The organism is Acidovorax sp. AC410 (assembly GCF_979253235.1).
Genome location: NZ_CEEDCG010000001.1, coordinates 5,676,706 through 5,693,742 on the forward strand (window position 1 = coordinate 5,676,706; position 17,037 = coordinate 5,693,742).

Consider the following 17,037-nt stretch of genomic DNA (forward strand, 5'->3'; position numbering starts at 1 on the left):
TTGTCTCCTTGTCAAAGGCCCAGGTAGGCCCGGCGCAGTTCGTCGCTGCGCAGCAGTTCATCAGGGGCACCCGAAAAGCGGATGCTCCCGTTCTCCATCACATAGGCACGGTCGGCGATCTCCAGGGACTGGCCGACGTTCTGCTCCACCAGCAGCACGGCCAGGCCCGTGGAGCGCAACTGGCGGATCAGGCCGAACATCTCTTCGACCAGCAGGGGCGACAGGCCGAGCGAGGGCTCGTCCAGGATCAAAAGGCGCGGCTCGGCCATCAGGCCGCGGCCGATGGCCAGCATCTGCTGCTCGCCGCCGCTCATGGTGCCGGCCAGTTGGGTGGTGCGCTCCTTCAGGCGCGGGAAGGTGGCGAACACCTTGTCGATGTTCTCGGCCCGGCGCTCGCGGGCGCGCGAGAAGCTGCCCAGCGACAGGTTTTCGAGCACGTTCAGGTTGGGGAAGATCTTGCGCCCCTCGGGCACCTGGATCAGCCCGGCCTTGACGACCGCCGTGTAGTGGGCCCCGCTCAGGTCGGCTCCACCGAAGGCCACGCGCCCGGCCCAGGCCGGGTAGATGCCGCAGACCACGTTGTTCAGCGTGGACTTGCCCGCGCCGTTGCTGCCCAGCAGGGCCACGGTCTCGCCGGGGTTCACCTGCAGGTCCACCCCGCGCAGCACCTCCACGCGGCCATAGCCGCCGCGCAGGCCGGCAATATCGAGCAGCGGAGCCGTGCTCATGCGGCCTCCTTCGCGGCCGCGGCGCGCAAGCGCGCCGCCGTGCCATGGCCCAGGTAGGCCTCGATCACGCGTTCGTCGGACGTCACCGCGGCGGGGTTGCCCTCGGCGATCAGCTGGCCCTGGGCCAGCACCCACACGTGCTCGGCCAGGTTCATCACGGCCTGCATCACGTGCTCGATCATCAGCACCGTCACACCACCCTCTGCAATGCCGCGCACCACGGGAATCATTTCGGCAATCTCCTGGGGGTTGAGGCCGGCCAGCACCTCGTCGAGCAGCAAGAGGCGCGGCCGGGTGGCCAGCGCGCGCGCCAGCTCCAGCCGCTTGCGCCCGGCCACCGTGAGGTCGGATGCAGGCTTGTCGAGCTGGGCCGACAGGCCCACGCGCGCCGCCACCTCGGTGGCCAGCGCCAGGGCGGACGCGCGGCGCGGCTCGTGCAGGTGCGCGCCCACGGCAATGTTCTCGCGCACGGTCTGGGCCGCAAAGGGCTGCACGATCTGGAAGGTGCGCGCCATGCCCAGGCGGGCATTGAGGTGCGGCGCCTGGCCGGTGATGTCACGCCCGGCGAACTGCACCGTGCCCGAGTCCGGCTTCACGAAACCGGTCATCAGCGCGAACAGCGTGGTCTTGCCGGCGCCATTGGGGCCGATCAGCGCGGTCAGCGAGCCTTCGGGTACCGTGAGGCTGACGTTCTGCACCGCCTTGAGGCCGCCAAACGACTTGCCCAGCCCTGTGAGGGTCAGCAGCTCATTGGCCATGGCGGCCTCCCGAACGTTTCCACAGGTCCACCACCGACTGGCCCAGGCCCGCGATGCCGCGCGGCAGGAACATGACGATGAGCACCAGCACCACGCCGTAGATCACCATGTTGATCCCCGGCAACTGGCCGAACAGGTTGCGCGTGAGGTCGGCCAGCACATGCAGCACCAGCGCGCCGAGCACCGGCCCCCAGATGGTGCCGATGCCCCCCACGATGGCCGCCACCAGGGCCTCCACCGAGGTCACCGACCCATAGGCGATGCCCGGGTCGATGTACTGGAACACCTGCACGTAGAACGCCCCCGCCGCGCCCATGAAGCCGCCCGAGAGCGCGATGGCGCCCATCTTCACCGTGAACGGGTTGACGCCGATGGCGCGCGCCGCATCCTCGTTGTCGCGCACGGCCTGCAGCCAGGCGCCGAAGCGCGAGTTGCGCAGCCACCAGCTCACCAGCAGCGCCAGGGTGACCAGCGCCAGGATGAGGAATACATAGCCCTTGCGCGAGCCGAACTGCATGTTGCCCAGCGACTCCCTGAGCGGCAGCATCAGACCCACGCCCGCGCCGGTGAAGGGCACCGACAGCGCCAGGATGCGGAACACCTCGGCGAACGCCAGCGTGACCAGCGCGAAATACGAGCCCTTGAGCCCGTAGCGGAACGACAGCCCGCCCACGAACAAACCCACCAGGGCGCCGCCGGCCACCGCCATGGGCAGGGCCAGCCAGGCATTGATGCCGCCCTGCATCTGTGCAATGGCCTGGATATAGGCGCCCGTGCCGAAGAACAGCGCATGGCCGAACGAGAACTGCCCGCCGAAACCGCCCAGGATGTTCCAGGCCTGCGCCAGCAAGGCCGCATACAGCGCCATCATCACGAAGTTGAGCAGCACGCCGGAGTCGGACCAGCCCGTGAGGGCTGCGACAGCCAGCGCGAAGAGGCCAATGGCCCAAAGTTGCTTGTTCACTGCCGGGCTCCAAAAAGGCCCTGCGGGCGAAACAGCAAGACGGCGATGAAGATGGCGAAGATGCCGATCTGCCCCAATGATTCACCGAGGAACAGGCCGCCGAGCGATTCCACCACCCCGATCAGCAACCCGCCCACAAGCGCCCCGGCAAAGCTGCCCATGCCGCCGAGCACGACGATGGTGAAGGCCACCAGCACGAAGCCGCTGCCCACCTGCGGGTTGACGTAGTAGGCCGGCAGCAGGAAGCAGGCGGCCGCCCCCAGGCAGGCCAGGCCGATGCCGAAGCTCATGGCGTAGACATGGTCCACATGGATGCCCATGAGCTTGGCGCCGTGCTTTTCGCGCGCCACGGCGCGGATGGCCCGGCCCAGGTCGGTGCGCCCGACGATCCACAGCAGCAGGCCCGAGACCACCAGCGCCCCGGCAAACGACACCAGCTTGGGCAGTGCGATCATGGCCGGGCCGATGGCCACGGTGGTGAGGGTGTAGGCCGTCTCGATGGTGCGCGTGTCGGACTTGAAGAACAGCAGCGCCAGGTTCTCCATGACGATGGAGATGCCCAGCGTGACCAGCAGGATGTTCTCGTCCTTGCCATGGCTGGCGCGGTTGATGACCACGCGCTGCAGCCCATAGCCCAGGGCGAACATGCCGGGCACGAGGATGGGCAGCGCCAGGTAGGGGTCGATCCCCCAGTGCTGCTTGAGCAGGTAGACGGCGTACAGCGCCAGCATCAGCGACGCGCCGTGCGCGAAGTTGATGATGTGCAGCACGCCGTAGATCAGCGTGAGGCCCAGCGCAATCAGCGCGTAGACCGCGCCGGTCGTCAGGCCGTTGAGGACCGAGGGGAAGAGGATGCTGAGCTCGAACATGGGTGCGGGGTCTGCGGCATGTCAGGCAAAGGCGTAGCCTGGCGCCAGGCTTTCTGGCGCCGGAAACAGAGATTCAGGCATGGTCTTGGGCTCTCAGGCCTTCAGCGGGAAGAGCGGGTCCGCTTCGCGGTAGTCGCGCGGGATGATGACCTTGATGTCGTTCTTGAGCACCTGGGTCATGAGCGGCTGGGCACCCTGGTTCTGCCCGGCCACGAACTTCGTGGCACCGTACGGCATGATGTGGTCAGAGAAGGTGCTCTTCTCCAGCGCGTCGATGATGGCGGCGCGGTCCACCGATTTGGCGCGCTCCAGCGCATCGGCCAGCAGCCACATGGACGTGTAGGTCATGAACAGCTCGTAGCTGAAGAACAGGCCCTTGGCTTCCACCCGCTTCTTGAGGTCCTGCGCCCGCTTGTCCTTGGGGTTGAACCAGTGATTGCAGTCGATGATGCCGTTGGCCGCGTCCGGAAACTCCTTGACGAACTTGTAGCTCGACGCGGCACCGCCCAGCACCGAGTAAATGGCCTTCGGGGTAACCTTTTGCTGCTGCATGGTGCGCACCAGCAGCGCGTACTCGTTGTAGTAGTTGGCGGGGATCACGATGTCGGGATTGATCGCCTTCATGCGCAGCACGATGTTGTTGAAGTCGCGCGTCGGGTTGGCGTGCTTGACGACCTCCTTGACCTCGTAGCCGTAGCCCGGCAGCTCGCGCGCCAGCAACTGGGCCGTGCCCGAGCCGAACAGCGACTCCTCGTGGATGATCATCACCGTCTTGGCGGGCTTGCCGGCCGCGGTGTTGAGCACGTGCAGGTTGGCCACCGCGGTTTCGGCGCATTTCTTGTAGCCCGGGCCGAAGCGGAAGGTGTTCTTCAACCCGCGCTCCACGATCTGGTCGGCCACGCCCACATCGACGATGTGCGGCAGGTTGTACTTGGCGGCGGCCTGCGTGGTCGCCAGGCAGATGGCCGAGGCAAACGCCCCCACCACTGCGGATACGCCGGCCTCGTTCATCTTCTCCACCTCGGCCGCGCCGGCCTGGGGCTGGGATTGCGCATCGCCGAGCAGCGCCTCGAGCCTGGCGCCGCCCAGCGACTTGATGCCCCCGGCCTTGTTGATGTCCTCGATGGCCATCGTCGCGCCTTCGCGGCACTGCTGGCCCGAGTAGGCCAGCGCCCCCGTCACCGGGTGCAGCACCCCCACCTTGACCGCCTTGGCCTGTGCGCCGCCCACCAGGGGGAAGGCCAGGGCCGATGCGGCGACGGCCGACTGGGATAGGAAATGGCGGCGGTTACTCATGGGCGTACTCCTTGGGGGATGGTCGAAGCGGTTGTTGTATTCATTCAGTGGAACTGGGCCGACAGCTCTTTGCTGACCCAGACCTTGGCGTCGATGCTGCCCACGCGCGACAGCTGCATCTCGTACTCGTAGCGGTCCGGCCGGTACAGGCCGTGCAGCCACTGCACCGGGCGCTCCTGGTCGTCCAGGATCAGGCGGCGCACTGCCAGCAGGGCCGAGCCCACCGAGACGTCGAGGTGGCGGGCCACCACGGCATCGGCCAGCTTGGCGGAAATGGTCTGGTGGGCGCGGCCCACCTTCACGCCCGACTCCTCCAGCAGCACCAGGATGGGCTTGCGCGCGAGCTCGCGGCGCCCGAACTGGCGGCCGATGTCGGCCGGCACGTAGGTGGTGATGTGCGACAGCGGGCCCTCGCGCGTGCTGCGCACCCGCACCGCCTTCTGCACCGAGTCGCCCACGGCGATCTGCAGGGCCCCCGCCACGGCGCGCGAGGCGGTCACCGTCTCCACGTCGAGCACCTTCACCGAGGTGCGCAGGCCCATGCTGACCAGGTTTTCGAGCAGACCGGTGAGCTGGGCGCGGTTGCTGTGCGGGTGGCCCTGTGCGCCCTGCGGCCCGGCATCCACCGGCACCACGGGACGGGTGCCCCGGCCGGGTTCGCGCGAGATCAGCCCTTCGCCCTGCAGCAGCTCCAGCGCGCGGCGCACGGTGACGCGGGCCACGGAGAACTGCTGCATCAGCGCCAGCTCGCCGGGCAGGCCGGCAGCGAAGCGCCCTTCCTGCAGCTGCTCGCGCAGCACCAGGTAGATCTGGTGGTACTTGGGCAATGGCAGATTGGGCGACATGGATTCATGGTCGAATATCTCTAATGTCCTGTCAATGAGACATTTGAGTCGATTTGGTCCTGTTTTAAGGACATTTGCGCCCCGGCGCCGCACCCATCTTGGCGCTCCCATTTTTAGAGCGCCTGTACGCACGCTTATGGGGCTTGCGAGGGAATTCGCACCGCCTTGGGGAGGGTGAATCGGCGGGCAGTTCGTGGCGAGGGCCGGGCACCCGCACCGGAACCCCGGGGTTTACCCGCACACCCATGCAAACGTGGCTTTTTTCGTGGCCGCGGACTCCGTTGAATTGACGCCGACACATGCGCTTGCTATATTACTAACCAGTCAGTCATTAACTAGAAAGCCCCTTGAGCACTGCCCCCACCACCCCTTCTGCCGGTACCAAGCGTGAACGCCGCAAGGAAGCGCGCCCCGGCGAACTGCTGGAGGCCGCGCTCGACCTGTTCGTCGAAAAAGGCTTCGCCGCCACTCGGGTGGATGATGTGGCGGCGCGCGCGGGGGTGTCCAAGGGCACACTGTTCCTCTACTTCCCGAGCAAGGAAGAGCTGTTCAAGGCCGTGGTGCGCCAGAACATCGCCGGCCGCTTCGAGGAGTGGAGCCATGAGCTCGAAACCTTCGAAGGCACGACCGGCGAGCTGCTGCGCCACTGCTACCAGGTCTGGTGGGAGCGCATCGGCGCCACCAAGGCCTCGGGCATCACCAAGCTGATGTTCAGCGAGTCCCAGAATTTCCCCGAGATCACCGTCTTCTACCAGCAGGAGGTGATACGGCCAGGGCAGGACCTGGTGCGCCGCATCCTGCGCCGCGGCATCGACCGGGGCGAATTCCGTCCCGTGAACCTCGACTACGCCGTGCATGTGGTGATGGCACCGATCATCTTCCTGATGCTGTGGAAGCACTCCATGGGCGCCTGCATGCCCGATGCCTTGGAGCTCGGGCCCGAGAAGTTCATCGATGCGCAGGTGGACAATGTGCTCTACGGCCTGTGCGCCCGCCCGGACACAGGGCCTTTCGCCCCCACCCTCTCCGCCCCTCCCCTTTCTTCTTCTGCGGCCTGACCCATGAAACGCTGGATTCCCTGGCTGGCTGCGGCCGCCGTCGTCGTGCTGGTGGGCGGTGGCGCCTGGCGCGCCATGGCCGCACGCCAGGCGCAGCAAAAAGCCCTGGCGCAAGCGGCCACCCAGCGCGCCGAGGCGCCCTTGCAACTGGCCGCCAGCGAACTGGTGGGCGTGCAGCGCAGGAGCCTGGTGCTGGGCGTGCCCGTGTCCGGCTCGCTGCGCGCCACCGAATCGGCCATGGTCAAGGCGCGGGTGGCGGGTGAACTGCAGGGCCTGACGGTGCGCGAAGGCGACAGCGTGCGCGCCGGCCAGGTGCTGGCCCGCATCGAGGCCACCGAATCCCAGGCGCGCCTGCGCCAGGCGCAGCAGCAGGCCGACGCAGCCAAGGCGCAGGTGGACATCAACCAGCGCACGGTCACCAACAACCAGGCCCTGGTGAACCAGGGCTTCATCTCGGCCACGGCCCTCGTCACCTCGCAGGCCAGCCTGGAATCGGCCCAATCCACCTACCGTGCGGCGCTGGCTGCCGCCGATGTGGCCAAAAAGTCGCTGGACGACACGGTGCTGCGCAGCCCCATCACCGGCCAGGTATCGCAGCGCCTGGCCCAGCCTGGCGAGCGCATGCCCATCGACGGCCGTGTGCTGGAGGTGGTCGATCTGTCGCGCCTGGAGCTCGAAGCCCTGCTGAGCCCGGCCGACTCGCTGGCCGTGCGCGTGGGCCAGAAGGCCCAGTTGCAGATCGAAGGCAGCACCGAGCCCGTGGTGGCCACCGTGGCCCGCATCAACCCCAGCGCCCAGGCCGGCAGCCGTACCGTGCCGGTGTACCTGGCCATTGCGCAGAACCGCGGAGCACCCGCGCTGCGCCAGGGCCTGTTCGTGCAGGGCCTGCTCGATACCGGCCGCGCCGACGTGCTGGCCGTGCCGCTCGACGCAGTGCGCACCGACAAGCCCGCGCCCTACATCCAGACCGTGCGGGACGGCAAGGTGGTCTACCTGTCCGTCAAGACCGGCGCACGCGCCGTGGTCGATGGCCAGACCCTGGTCGCCATCGACGGCGCGCCCGAAGGCACGGTGGTGGTTTCTGGCCGCATGGGCCAGTTGCGCGAAGGCACGGCCGTCACCACGGCGGCGGCTCCCACTGCAGCGCCTTCCGCCCCGGCCACCGCATCGCGCCCCGCGCCCTGACCCGCCATGTGGTTCACCAAGGTCAGTCTCAAGAACCCGGTGTTCGCCACCATGGTGATGCTCGCCATCGTGGTGCTGGGCCTGTTCTCCTACCAGCGGCTCAAGGTCGATCAGTTCCCCAACATCGACTTTCCGGTGGTGGTGGTCACGGTGGACTACCCCGGCGCCTCGCCCGAGATCGTCGAGAGCGAGGTCACCAAAAAGATCGAGGAAGGCGTCAACTCCATCGCCGGCATCAACGCCCTGACCTCGCGCAGCTACGAGGGCATGGCCGTCGTCATCATCGAGTTCCAGCTGCACATCGATGGCCGCAAGGCCGCCGAGGACGTGCGCGAGAAGGTGGCCACCGTGCGCCCCCTGCTGCGCACCGAGGTCAAGGAGCCGCGCGTGCTGCGCTTCGACCCCGCCAGCCGGGCCGTGTGGTCGCTGGCCGTGCTGCCCGATGCCTCCGCCGGCGGCCCCACGCGCAGCGCGGTGGAGCTGACCACCTGGGCCGAGCAGATCCTGAAAAAGCGCCTGGAGAACGTGCGCGGCGTGGGCGCCGTGAACCTGGTGGGCGCCACCAAGCGCGAGATCAACATCTATCTGAACCCGCAGGCGCTCGAGGCCTTCGGCGTCACGCCCGACCAGGTGGCCACTGCCGTGCGCAACGAGAACCAGGACCTGCCCGTGGGCGCCATCCGCTCGCTGGCGCAGGAGCGCGTAGTGCAGATCGACGCGCGCATGGAGCGCCCCGAGGACTTCGGCCGCATCATCGTGGCGCGCAAGAACGGCGCCCCGGTGCGCCTGGACCAGGTCGCCCGCGTCAACGACGGCGCGCAGGAAGTGGAGAGCCTGGCGCTGTACAACGGCCAGCGCACGCTGCTCCTGTCGGTGCAGAAGTCGCAGGGCGAGAACACCATCGAGGTGGTGGACGGCCTGAACGCCGCCGTCGTCGAGCTGCGCAACCAGCTGCCGCCCGGTGTGCGCCTGGAGACCATCGGCGACAGCGCCCGCCCGATCCGCGTGGCGGTGAACAACGTGCGCCAGACGCTGATCGAGGGCGCCATCCTCACGGTGCTGATCGTCTTTCTGTTCCTGAACTCCTGGCGCTCCACCGTGATCACCGGCCTGACGCTGCCCATCGCACTGATCGGCACCTTCCTGTTCATGAACATGTTCGGCTTCACCATCAACATGATCACGCTGATGGCGCTGAGCCTGTGCGTGGGCCTGTTGATTGACGACGCCATCGTGGTGCGCGAGAACATCGTGCGCCACGTGCAGATGGGCAAGTCCGCCTACAACGCGGCCATGGACGGCACGCAGGAAATCGGTCTGGCGGTGCTGGCCACCACCCTGTCTATCGTGGCGGTGTTCATGCCCATCGGTTTCATGGGCGGCATCATCGGCAAGTTCTTCCACGAGTTCGGCATCACCATCGTCGCGGCGGTGATGATCTCGATGTTCGTGAGCTTCACGCTCGATCCCATGCTGTCGAGCATCTGGCATGACCCGAGCATCCACAGCCATGGCCAGAAGACCACGCCGGTCACCTTCTACGACAAGACCATCGGCCGCATCACGGGCTGGTTCGACCGCGCCACCGACGCCCTGGCCGAGGGCTACCAGCACATCCTGCGCTGGTCGCTGGTACACAAGCTGACCACCATGGCGATTGCGCTGGCCATCTTCGTGCTGAGCATCTTCATGGTGCCGCTCTTGGGCACCGAGTTCGTGCCCAAGGCGGATTTCTCCGAGACCTCGATCAATTTCTACACCCCCGTGGGCTCGTCACTGGAGGCCACCGAGGCCAAGGCGGCCCAGGTGGAGGCCATCCTGCACGAGTTGCCCGAGGTGCGCTACACGCTGTCCACCATCAACACCGGCAACGCCCAGGGCAAGATCTACGCCAACATCTACGTGCGCCTGGTGGACCGCAAGGACCGCAGCCGCAGCGTGGACGCCATGTCCGACGTGTTGCGCGAGCGCCTGAAGACCGTGCCCGGCATCACCGTCACGCACGTGGGCCTGCTCGACGCCGTGGGCGGGCAAAAGCAGGTGGAGTTCTCGCTGCAGGGCCCCGACCTGCAGGAACTGGAGCGACTGACGGCCACCGTGACCGCGAAGATCCGCGGCATCCCCGGCCTGGTGGACCTCGATACCAGCGCCAAGCCCAACAAGCCGGTGATCGCCCTCGATATCAAGCGCGACGCGGCCTCGGACCTGGGCCTGTCGGTAGCGCAGATGGCGGCATCGCTGCGCACCCTGGTGGCCGGCACCACGGTGGGCAACTGGCGCGCGCCCGACGACCAGACCTATGACGTGAACGTGCGCCTGGCGCCCGAAGCCCGCACCGCCCCGCAGGACCTGGAGCGCCTGCCCTTTGCCATGAGCGCCGCCGATGGCACGACGCGCATCGTGCGCCTGAACCAGGTGGCCAGCGTGACCGAGTCGACCGGCGCCAACCAGATCAACCGCCGCGACCTGACGCGCGAGGTGGCCATCAACGCCAATGTCTCGCAGCGCTCGGCCGGCGAGGTGTCGGCGGACATCAAGACGGCACTGGAAAGCGTGAACTTTCCGCCCGGCTACCGCTACCAGTTCGGCGGCTCCACCAAGAACATGGCCGAATCCTTCGGCTACGCCATCTCGGCGCTGGTGTTGGCCATCGTCTTCATCTACATGATCCTGGCCAGCCAGTTCCGCAGCTTCTTGCAGCCGCTGGCGCTCATGACCTCGCTGCCGCTCACCTTGATCGGCGTGGTGCTGGCGCTGATGATGTTCCGCTCCACGCTGTCGATGTTCTCCATCATCGGCGTGGTGATGCTCATGGGCCTGGTGACCAAGAACGCCATTTTGCTGGTGGACTTCGCCATCCGCGCCCGCGAGGAGCACACCGACGATACCGGCGCCACCGTGCCCGGCCTGCCCCGGGCCGATGCCCTGCTGCTGGCCGCCCGCGTGCGCCTGCGCCCCATCCTCATGACCACGCTGGCCATGATCTTCGGCATGGTGCCACTGGCCTTCGCTTTGTCCGAGGGTTCCGAGCAGCGCGCCCCCATGGGCCAGGCCGTGATCGGGGGGGTCATCACCTCCTCGCTGCTCACGCTGGTGGTGGTGCCGGTGGTGTATTGCTACATGGACGATCTGGCGCGCTGGGCCCTGGCGCGCATGGGTCGCGGTCAGAAGGCGCCCGAGGCCCGTAAAATCGAGGGTTTGTCCTGACACCCGCCCCACGGAGAACTTCCATGAACATGCCACTGAACACGTCTGCCAACACCAGCGACCCCGTCGCCCAGGCCCGCTACAACATGATCGAGCAGCAGATCCGCCCCTGGAACGTGCTCGACTTCGACATCCTGGAGTTGCTGGCCGTGGTGCGCCGCGAGGAATTCGTGCCGCCGGCCTACCGCAGCCTGGCCTTCATGGACATCGAGGTGCCGCTCCTGGGCAGCGATGCCGAAGACGCCGTGCGCCTGGGCCACAGCATGCTGCAGCCCCGCGTGGAAGCCCGCATCCTGCAGGACCTGGCGATCAGGCCCACCGACCGCGTGCTCGAAATCGGTTCCGGCTCGGGCTACATGGCTGCGCTGCTGGCCGCCCGCGCCCAGCAGGTGGTGTCGATCGAGATCGTGCCCGAACTGGCTGAGATGGCCCGCGAAAACCTGCTCAGCGCCGGTGTGCAGAACGCCGAAGTCCGCCTGGCCGATGGCGCCAACGGTACGACCGATGGCCCCTTCGACGTGATCGTGCTCAGCGGCTCGGTGGCCGAAGTGCCTGCTGCCCTGCTCTCGCACCTGCGCGACGGTGGTCGCCTGGGCGCCATCGTGGGCAACGACCCCGTGATGCGTTTCACCATGACGCGCCGCACCGGCGAGCGTTTCGAGACCACTTCGCCCTGGGACACCATCGCGCCGCGCCTGGTGGGCTTCCCTGAACCCTCCGGCTTCACTTTTTGACCTGCCTTTTCTGGAGTTTTTTGCATGATCGAGCACATCCGCCCCGCCCAACTCGCCGCCTGGTTCGCCACCGCCCCCGCTGGCAGCCGGCCCGTGGTGCTGGATGTGCGCGAGCCCTGGGAACTGCAGACGGCCAGCGTGCGCGCTGACGGGTTCGAGCTGGTGGCCATCCCCATGGGGCAGCTCACGGGCCGCCTGGCCGAACTCGACACGGCCCGCGACGCGGGCACGCCCATCGCCTGCCTGTGCCACCACGGGGCACGCAGCCTGCGCGTGGCGGCGTTCCTGGAGCAACAGGGTTTTGAGCGGCTGGCCAACATCAGCGGTGGCATCGACGCCTGGTCGCATGAGAACGACCCGGCCGTCCCGCGCTACTGAGGCCCGCGCCCTCGTTCGTTCCACCCGACATGCAGATATTCCTGAAAGGCATCCATGACATCGTTCCGGCTACTCCCCCTGTCACTGGCGCTGGGCGCTGCTTTGTGCGCCCCCGCACAGGCCCAGAGCCTGACGGAGCTGTTGGAGTCTGCGCGCACCTATGACACGGCCTGGCAGTCGGCCCGGCTGCAGCTTGATGCCTCGGCCCGCCGCGCCGACCAGGCCCGCGCCGGCCTGTTGCCCAGTGCCGGCCTGTCGGCCGGCGTCTCGCGCGCCAACACCGACGTGAGCCGCCCGTCCATCGAGCGCACCGCCACCACCCAGACCCTGGGCGTGAATGCCTCGCAGCCCCTGTACCGCCCGGCCAACCGCATCAACCTGGAACAGGCCCAGCGCGGCGTGGACGTGGCCCAGGCCCAGCTCGACGCCGCCAGCCAGGACCTGCTGGTGCGCGTGAGCCAGGCCTACTTCGACGTGCTGGCCGCGCAGGACACGCTGACCTTCGTGCAGGCACAAAAGGCCGCCGTATCCGAGCAACTGGCCTCGGCCAAGCGCAACTTTGAGGTCGGCACCTCCACCGTGACCGACTCGCGCGAAGCCCAGGCCCGCTACGACCTGGTGATTGCCCAGGAAATCGCGGCCGAGAACGACCTGCGCGTGAAGAAGCTCGCGCTGGACCAACTGGTGGGCATCACCGGCACCCAGCCCAAGCCCCTGGCCCTGCCGCTGCAGTTGCCCCCCGTGCAGCCCGACAACGTGATCACCTGGGTGGACACCGCCCGTGAGCTGCAGCCCGGCGTGCGCCAGGCCGCGATTGCGCTGGACATCGCGCGCCTGGAGACCAAGAAGGCCGAAACCGGCCACCTGCCCACGGTGGACCTGCAGGCCGGCTACAACATCCAGCGCAACCCCACGGGCACCATCACCGCGCCGGGCATCAACAGCCGCACCAACAACGCCAGCCTGGGTCTGGCCCTCAATCTGCCGCTGTTCGCCGGCTTCTCGGTGCAAAACCGCGTCAAGGAAACCCTGGCCCTCGAAGAGAAGGCCAGCGCCGACCTGGAGACCACACGCCGCAATGTCGCCCAGGCCACCCGTGCCGCCTTCTTCGGCGTGCAGTCGGGCCAGGGCCAGGTGCAGGCCCTGCAGGCGGCCGAGGCTTCGAGCCAGAGCGCACTGGACGCCAACAAGCTGGGCTACCAGGTGGGTGTGCGCATCAACATCGACGTGCTCAACGCCCAGAGCCAGCTGTTCCAGACCAAGCGCGACCTGGCCCAGGCGCGCTACAACGTGCTGCTGGGCACGCTCAAGCTGCGCCAGGCCGCCGGCACTCTCACCATCGAAGACGTGCAGGCCATCAACGCCCTGCTCATGCCCTGACGGTCACTGCTCAGACCTTGCGAAAGCGCGGGCCCTCTCCCATCCGGGAGAGGGCCTTTTTCGTGGCCTTGACAGACTGCCCGCGCCGCGCCGCGAGCCAGCCCACGCCGAACCAGGCCTTGGGGTCCTGGGCTGCCATGCTGCGGTAGAGCGCGCTGGCCACCTGCTCGTCATTGAGCCGGCCCAGTGCGGACAGGGCCGGCTGCAGGCTGGCCAGGAAATCGTCCGCCCCGCCCTCGAGCGCCGGTGCGACGAACTCGGCCAGGAAGCGCAGGCGCTTCAAGCGCTTGCGCACGCGGTGCTGCTCCTCGACCGACAGGGATTCGAAGCGGCGCGCATCCCGGTGGACCTTGGCGCGCAGCGCCTGCAGGCGCTTGTGCAAATACCGCCGCGTCTTGGCTGCGCCCAATGTGCCGTCATCCTCGGCCGCAAGGGCCTGGGCCGTGAAACCCATCAGGCCGATCAGCACGGCCTGGAAGGCAGGCGTGCTGACGATGGCGAGGGGCGACGCCTTGGCGCCCGCAGGCGGGGCTGCCGACTTCGGCGCCCCCGCCTCGCGCAGTTCGGCACCGATGGTGTCCAGGGCCTGTTCCCGGTCGCGCAGCTGGCCCAGGCGGCGGAACACGTCGACCAGCGGCGGCTCCCAGGCGGGATCGAAGCGGCCCGGCGCCAGCGCATCGAGTTCGCGCAGTGCCGTGCGCAGGCGCCGGATGCCAATGCGCAACTGGTGCACATGCTCTTCGCCGGCCGAGCCTTCCACGATCTCGCTGGCATTGGCCAGGATTTGCGCCAGGCAATTGGCCAGCACGGCGCGCTGCAGTCTCGGACCCTTGAGAAACTGCTTTTTATGGCTGCCGGCGGCCATGGGCCGGGCCTTGGCAGCGGGCCTTGCCCATTGCGGTGCCATGAGCCGCTCGCCGCGCTCGGCCTTGGACACCGTGTTCAGCACCAGGCCATGCTGGGCCGCCCACTGGGTGGCGACTTCGACGAGCCCGGCCACCGGTCCCTCCTTGAGTTCCAGCTCCAGCTCGCACACCGGCGCCTGCTTTTCCTGCGCCGTGCCGCCATGGGCCACGATGCGGCCGAAGTCGAACGCCAGTTCGACGACACCGCCGCGAAAGGCCAGGTTGCGCAAGGTGCGGTCGATTTCGGTGCGGTAGGTCTCCAGCAGCGGGCCCTGCGCGCTGTCCAGCGCCTCGCGCAGGCGCTCGCCGGCCTTGGTGCCCGCATGCAGGGCCGGGCGTGCCAGCGCTGGCGGGGTGTCGAGGGTGACGTTGTGCTCCTCGCGGTCCAGCGGGCCATCGCCCATGGCCTTGACGGTCTGCACCCACTGCCCGCCCTCGTTGCGCAGGCGCAGGGCGATGCCGCGCGAGGACAGCGCCTTGTCGGCGGTGTCGAAGTAGCGCGCCTCCAGCCGGATGGCGGTGGAGGCACCGCGCCGGGCCGCGGCCTTCACGGCCGCCAGGCGCCGGGGCGGGATATTGAACTTGAATTCGACTTCCATGTTTTCTTCTCGGTGATCGGTCGGCCCTTGCCCCGGCATACATGCCTGTCATCAAACCGCCATCTTGGAAACCTAAGCTGCTGGCCCCAGGCATGGCTGTGCGGCCAGGGGCCGCAGCGCAGGCGCTGCACGCATTGTCTCCCGCCCGGCAAGAACAAACCCCGACTCCCTCCCCCACCGAAAGATTTTCATGGCCAAAGACTTCGCCGCGATGGAAGACAGCAACCGCTCGGGCAACCCGAGCATCCACGAAGTGTCGGCGCTGCGCCGGCGCACGCTGCTCGGCGGCGGCCTGGCCTCGGCCGTCGGCGGGCTGCTGGCGCCGCTGGCCGCCGTGTCGCTGCCCGGTTGCGCCAGCGGTACCGGCATCCCCAGCGGCCCGCTATTGGGGTTCAAGAGCGTGCCCATCGGCACGGCCGACCGCATCGTCGTGCCCGAGGGCTATGTGGCCCAGATCATCGCGCCCTGGGGTGATCCCGTGGGCCTGTCGGGCGAGAACCCGGCCTTCAAGGAAGACGGCTCCAACACCGCCGCCGAGCAGGAAGCGCAACTCGGCATGCACCACGATGGCATCCACTTCTACGCGCAGGAAGGCAGCCGCCAGGGCCTCTTGGTGATGAACCACGAGTACACCGACGACGGCCTGCTGCATGCCGATGGCATGAAGACCTGGACGGCCGAGAAGGTGCGCAAGGCCCAGGCCGCCCACGGCGTCTCGGTCATCGAGGTAGAGCAGAAGGCCGACGGCCAGTGGGATATCGTGCGCCCCTCGCCCTGGGCCCGCCGCATCACCGCGCGCACGCCCATGGTCTTTGGCGGCCCGGCCGCCGGCCACGCCCTGCTGCGCACCGCGGCCGACCCCGCCGGCATGCGCCCGCTGGGCACCATGAACAACTGCGCCAGTGGCATCACGCCCTGGGGCACCTACCTGACCTGCGAAGAGAACTTCATCAATTACTTCAAGGGCCCGGACGCCCCCAACGCCCACGAGGCCCGCTGGGGCCTGCGCAAGGGCGAGCCCGCCGGCTACCGCTGGGCCGAGCACGATGCACGTTTCGACGCCACCAAGAACCCCAACGAACCCAACCGCTTCGGCTGGATCGTGGAGATCGACCCGTTCAACGCCAGTTCCACCCCGGTCAAGCGCACGGCGCTGGGCCGCGCCGCGCACGAAGGCGCCACGGTGGCCGTGACCAAGGACGGCCGCGCCGTCGTCTACTCGGGCGAAGACTCGCGCTTCGAGTACATCTACAAGTTCGTGAGCCGGGACAGGATCCGCAAGGGCGGCGCGCGCGAAAACGCCGAGCTGCTCGACCATGGCACGCTGTATGTCGCCAGGTTCAATGCCGACGGCAGCGGCCAGTGGCTGGCGCTGACCCATGGCCAGGGCCCGCTGACGGCCGCCAACGGCTTCGCCGATGCCGGCGAGGTGCTGATCAAGACGCGCCAGGCCAGCGACCTGCTGGGCGCCACCAAGATGGACCGCCCCGAGTGGATCGCCATCGGCAAGGACGGCTCCGTCTACTGCACGCTGACCAACAACAGCAGCCGTGGCACGGCAGGCCAGCCTGGCGTCGATGCAGCCAACCCGCGTGCCAACAACAGCATGGGCAACATCATTCGCTGGAAGGAAGCCGGGGATTTCGATGGCGCGCGCTTCCAGTGGGACCATTTCATCCTGGCCGGCGATCCGGCGAACGAACGCGCAGATGCCAAGGGCAGTATCAAGGGCGATATGCTCGCCTGCCCCGATGGCTTGTGGGTCGACGGCCGCGGCGTGCTCTGGGTGCAGACCGACATGTCCACCTCGGCCATGGGCAAGGGCGATCTGGCGCGCATGGGCAACAACGCCATGCTGGCGGCCGACCCGCGCACGGGCGAGATCCGCCGCTTCCTGGTCGGCCCTTCGGGTTGCGAGATCACCGGCGCGACCATGACGCCCGATGGAAAGACCATGTTCATCAACATCCAGCACCCTGGCGAGAGCCCCAGCGAGCGCAGCGACCCCGCTGAGCCGCGCAAGTTCTCCAACTGGCCCGACCAGCGCCCCGCAGGCCGGCCGCGTTCGGCCACGGTGGTGATCCGCAAGGCCGACGGCGGCGTGGTCGGGACGTAAGCGACGCCCCAGGGC

At 68.0% G+C, this 17,037-nt stretch carries 14 protein-coding genes; 7 read left to right on the top strand and 7 right to left on the bottom strand.

The genetic code is table 11. The features are described from left to right. Window positions 1-11: 11 nt before the first annotated feature. From AC0IZS_RS26335 to AC0IZS_RS26360, 6 genes are all read right to left on the bottom strand, one after another. Window positions 12-728 carry an ABC transporter ATP-binding protein gene (locus tag AC0IZS_RS26335; RefSeq protein ID WP_471638377.1) on the bottom strand — a complete coding sequence of 239 codons (717 nt, stop codon included), beginning with the start codon at window positions 726-728 and terminating at the stop codon, window positions 12-14. Beyond that, the gene (locus AC0IZS_RS26340; RefSeq protein ID WP_471638378.1) at window positions 725-1,486 is read right to left on the bottom strand and encodes an ABC transporter ATP-binding protein; all 762 of its coding nucleotides are present in this window, start codon (window positions 1,484-1,486) and stop codon (window positions 725-727) included. The genes AC0IZS_RS26335 and AC0IZS_RS26340 overlap by 4 nt, the downstream gene beginning before the upstream one ends. Continuing rightward, on the bottom strand, window positions 1,476-2,450 hold the full coding sequence (locus AC0IZS_RS26345) for a branched-chain amino acid ABC transporter permease (protein WP_471638379.1): 975 nt from the start codon (window positions 2,448-2,450) through the stop codon (window positions 1,476-1,478). The genes AC0IZS_RS26340 and AC0IZS_RS26345 overlap by 11 nt, the downstream gene beginning before the upstream one ends. Then, window positions 2,447-3,319: a branched-chain amino acid ABC transporter permease gene (locus AC0IZS_RS26350; protein ID WP_471638380.1), complete on the bottom strand. Its 873-nt coding sequence runs from the start codon at window positions 3,317-3,319 to the stop codon at window positions 2,447-2,449. Before AC0IZS_RS26350 ends, AC0IZS_RS26345 begins: the two co-directional genes overlap by 4 nt. A 93-nt stretch (window positions 3,320-3,412) precedes the next feature. After that, window positions 3,413-4,615: an ABC transporter substrate-binding protein gene (locus AC0IZS_RS26355; RefSeq protein WP_471638381.1), complete on the bottom strand. Its 1,203-nt coding sequence runs from the start codon at window positions 4,613-4,615 to the stop codon at window positions 3,413-3,415. A gap of 44 nt (window positions 4,616-4,659) precedes the next feature. After that, window positions 4,660-5,460 (bottom strand): GntR family transcriptional regulator, encoded by an 801-nt coding sequence (locus AC0IZS_RS26360; protein WP_471638382.1) that lies wholly within the window; start codon window positions 5,458-5,460, stop codon window positions 4,660-4,662. 347 nt (window positions 5,461-5,807) lie between these two features. On the opposite strand from AC0IZS_RS26360, the gene AC0IZS_RS26365 reads away from it, so the two are divergent. From AC0IZS_RS26365 to AC0IZS_RS26390, 6 genes are read left to right on the top strand one after another with little or no spacing between them, the layout of a single operon-like run. Beyond that, complete coding sequence (locus AC0IZS_RS26365; RefSeq protein WP_471638383.1) at window positions 5,808-6,518, top strand: TetR/AcrR family transcriptional regulator; 711 nt, start codon at window positions 5,808-5,810, stop codon at window positions 6,516-6,518. Between the two features lie 3 nt (window positions 6,519-6,521). Then, the gene (locus AC0IZS_RS26370) at window positions 6,522-7,703 is read left to right on the top strand and encodes an efflux RND transporter periplasmic adaptor subunit (RefSeq protein WP_471638384.1); all 1,182 of its coding nucleotides are present in this window, start codon (window positions 6,522-6,524) and stop codon (window positions 7,701-7,703) included. A 6-nt stretch (window positions 7,704-7,709) separates the two neighbouring features. Continuing rightward, complete coding sequence (locus tag AC0IZS_RS26375) at window positions 7,710-10,910, top strand: efflux RND transporter permease subunit (protein WP_471638385.1); 3,201 nt, start codon at window positions 7,710-7,712, stop codon at window positions 10,908-10,910. A 23-nt stretch (window positions 10,911-10,933) separates the two neighbouring features. Continuing rightward, window positions 10,934-11,644: a protein-L-isoaspartate O-methyltransferase family protein gene (locus AC0IZS_RS26380; RefSeq protein WP_471638386.1), complete on the top strand. Its 711-nt coding sequence runs from the start codon at window positions 10,934-10,936 to the stop codon at window positions 11,642-11,644. Window positions 11,645-11,668: 24 nt separating this feature from the next. Next, the gene (locus AC0IZS_RS26385; protein WP_471638387.1) at window positions 11,669-12,022 is read left to right on the top strand and encodes a rhodanese-like domain-containing protein; all 354 of its coding nucleotides are present in this window, start codon (window positions 11,669-11,671) and stop codon (window positions 12,020-12,022) included. A 54-nt stretch (window positions 12,023-12,076) separates the two neighbouring features. Next, window positions 12,077-13,402, top strand: coding sequence for a TolC family outer membrane protein (locus AC0IZS_RS26390; protein ID WP_471638388.1), 1,326 nt, complete (start codon window positions 12,077-12,079; stop codon window positions 13,400-13,402). Between the two features lie 10 nt (window positions 13,403-13,412). Here AC0IZS_RS26390 and AC0IZS_RS26395 read toward each other — a convergent pair whose 3' ends face one another. Continuing rightward, window positions 13,413-14,906 carry a CYTH and CHAD domain-containing protein gene (locus AC0IZS_RS26395; RefSeq protein ID WP_471638389.1) on the bottom strand — a complete coding sequence of 498 codons (1,494 nt, stop codon included), beginning with the start codon at window positions 14,904-14,906 and terminating at the stop codon, window positions 13,413-13,415. A 190-nt stretch (window positions 14,907-15,096) separates the two neighbouring features. Here AC0IZS_RS26395 and AC0IZS_RS26400 point away from each other — a divergent pair, with 190 nt between their 5' ends. Further along, window positions 15,097-17,022 carry a PhoX family protein gene (locus AC0IZS_RS26400; RefSeq protein WP_471638390.1) on the top strand — a complete coding sequence of 642 codons (1,926 nt, stop codon included), beginning with the start codon at window positions 15,097-15,099 and terminating at the stop codon, window positions 17,020-17,022. The last annotated feature ends 15 nt before the right edge of the window (window positions 17,023-17,037 follow it).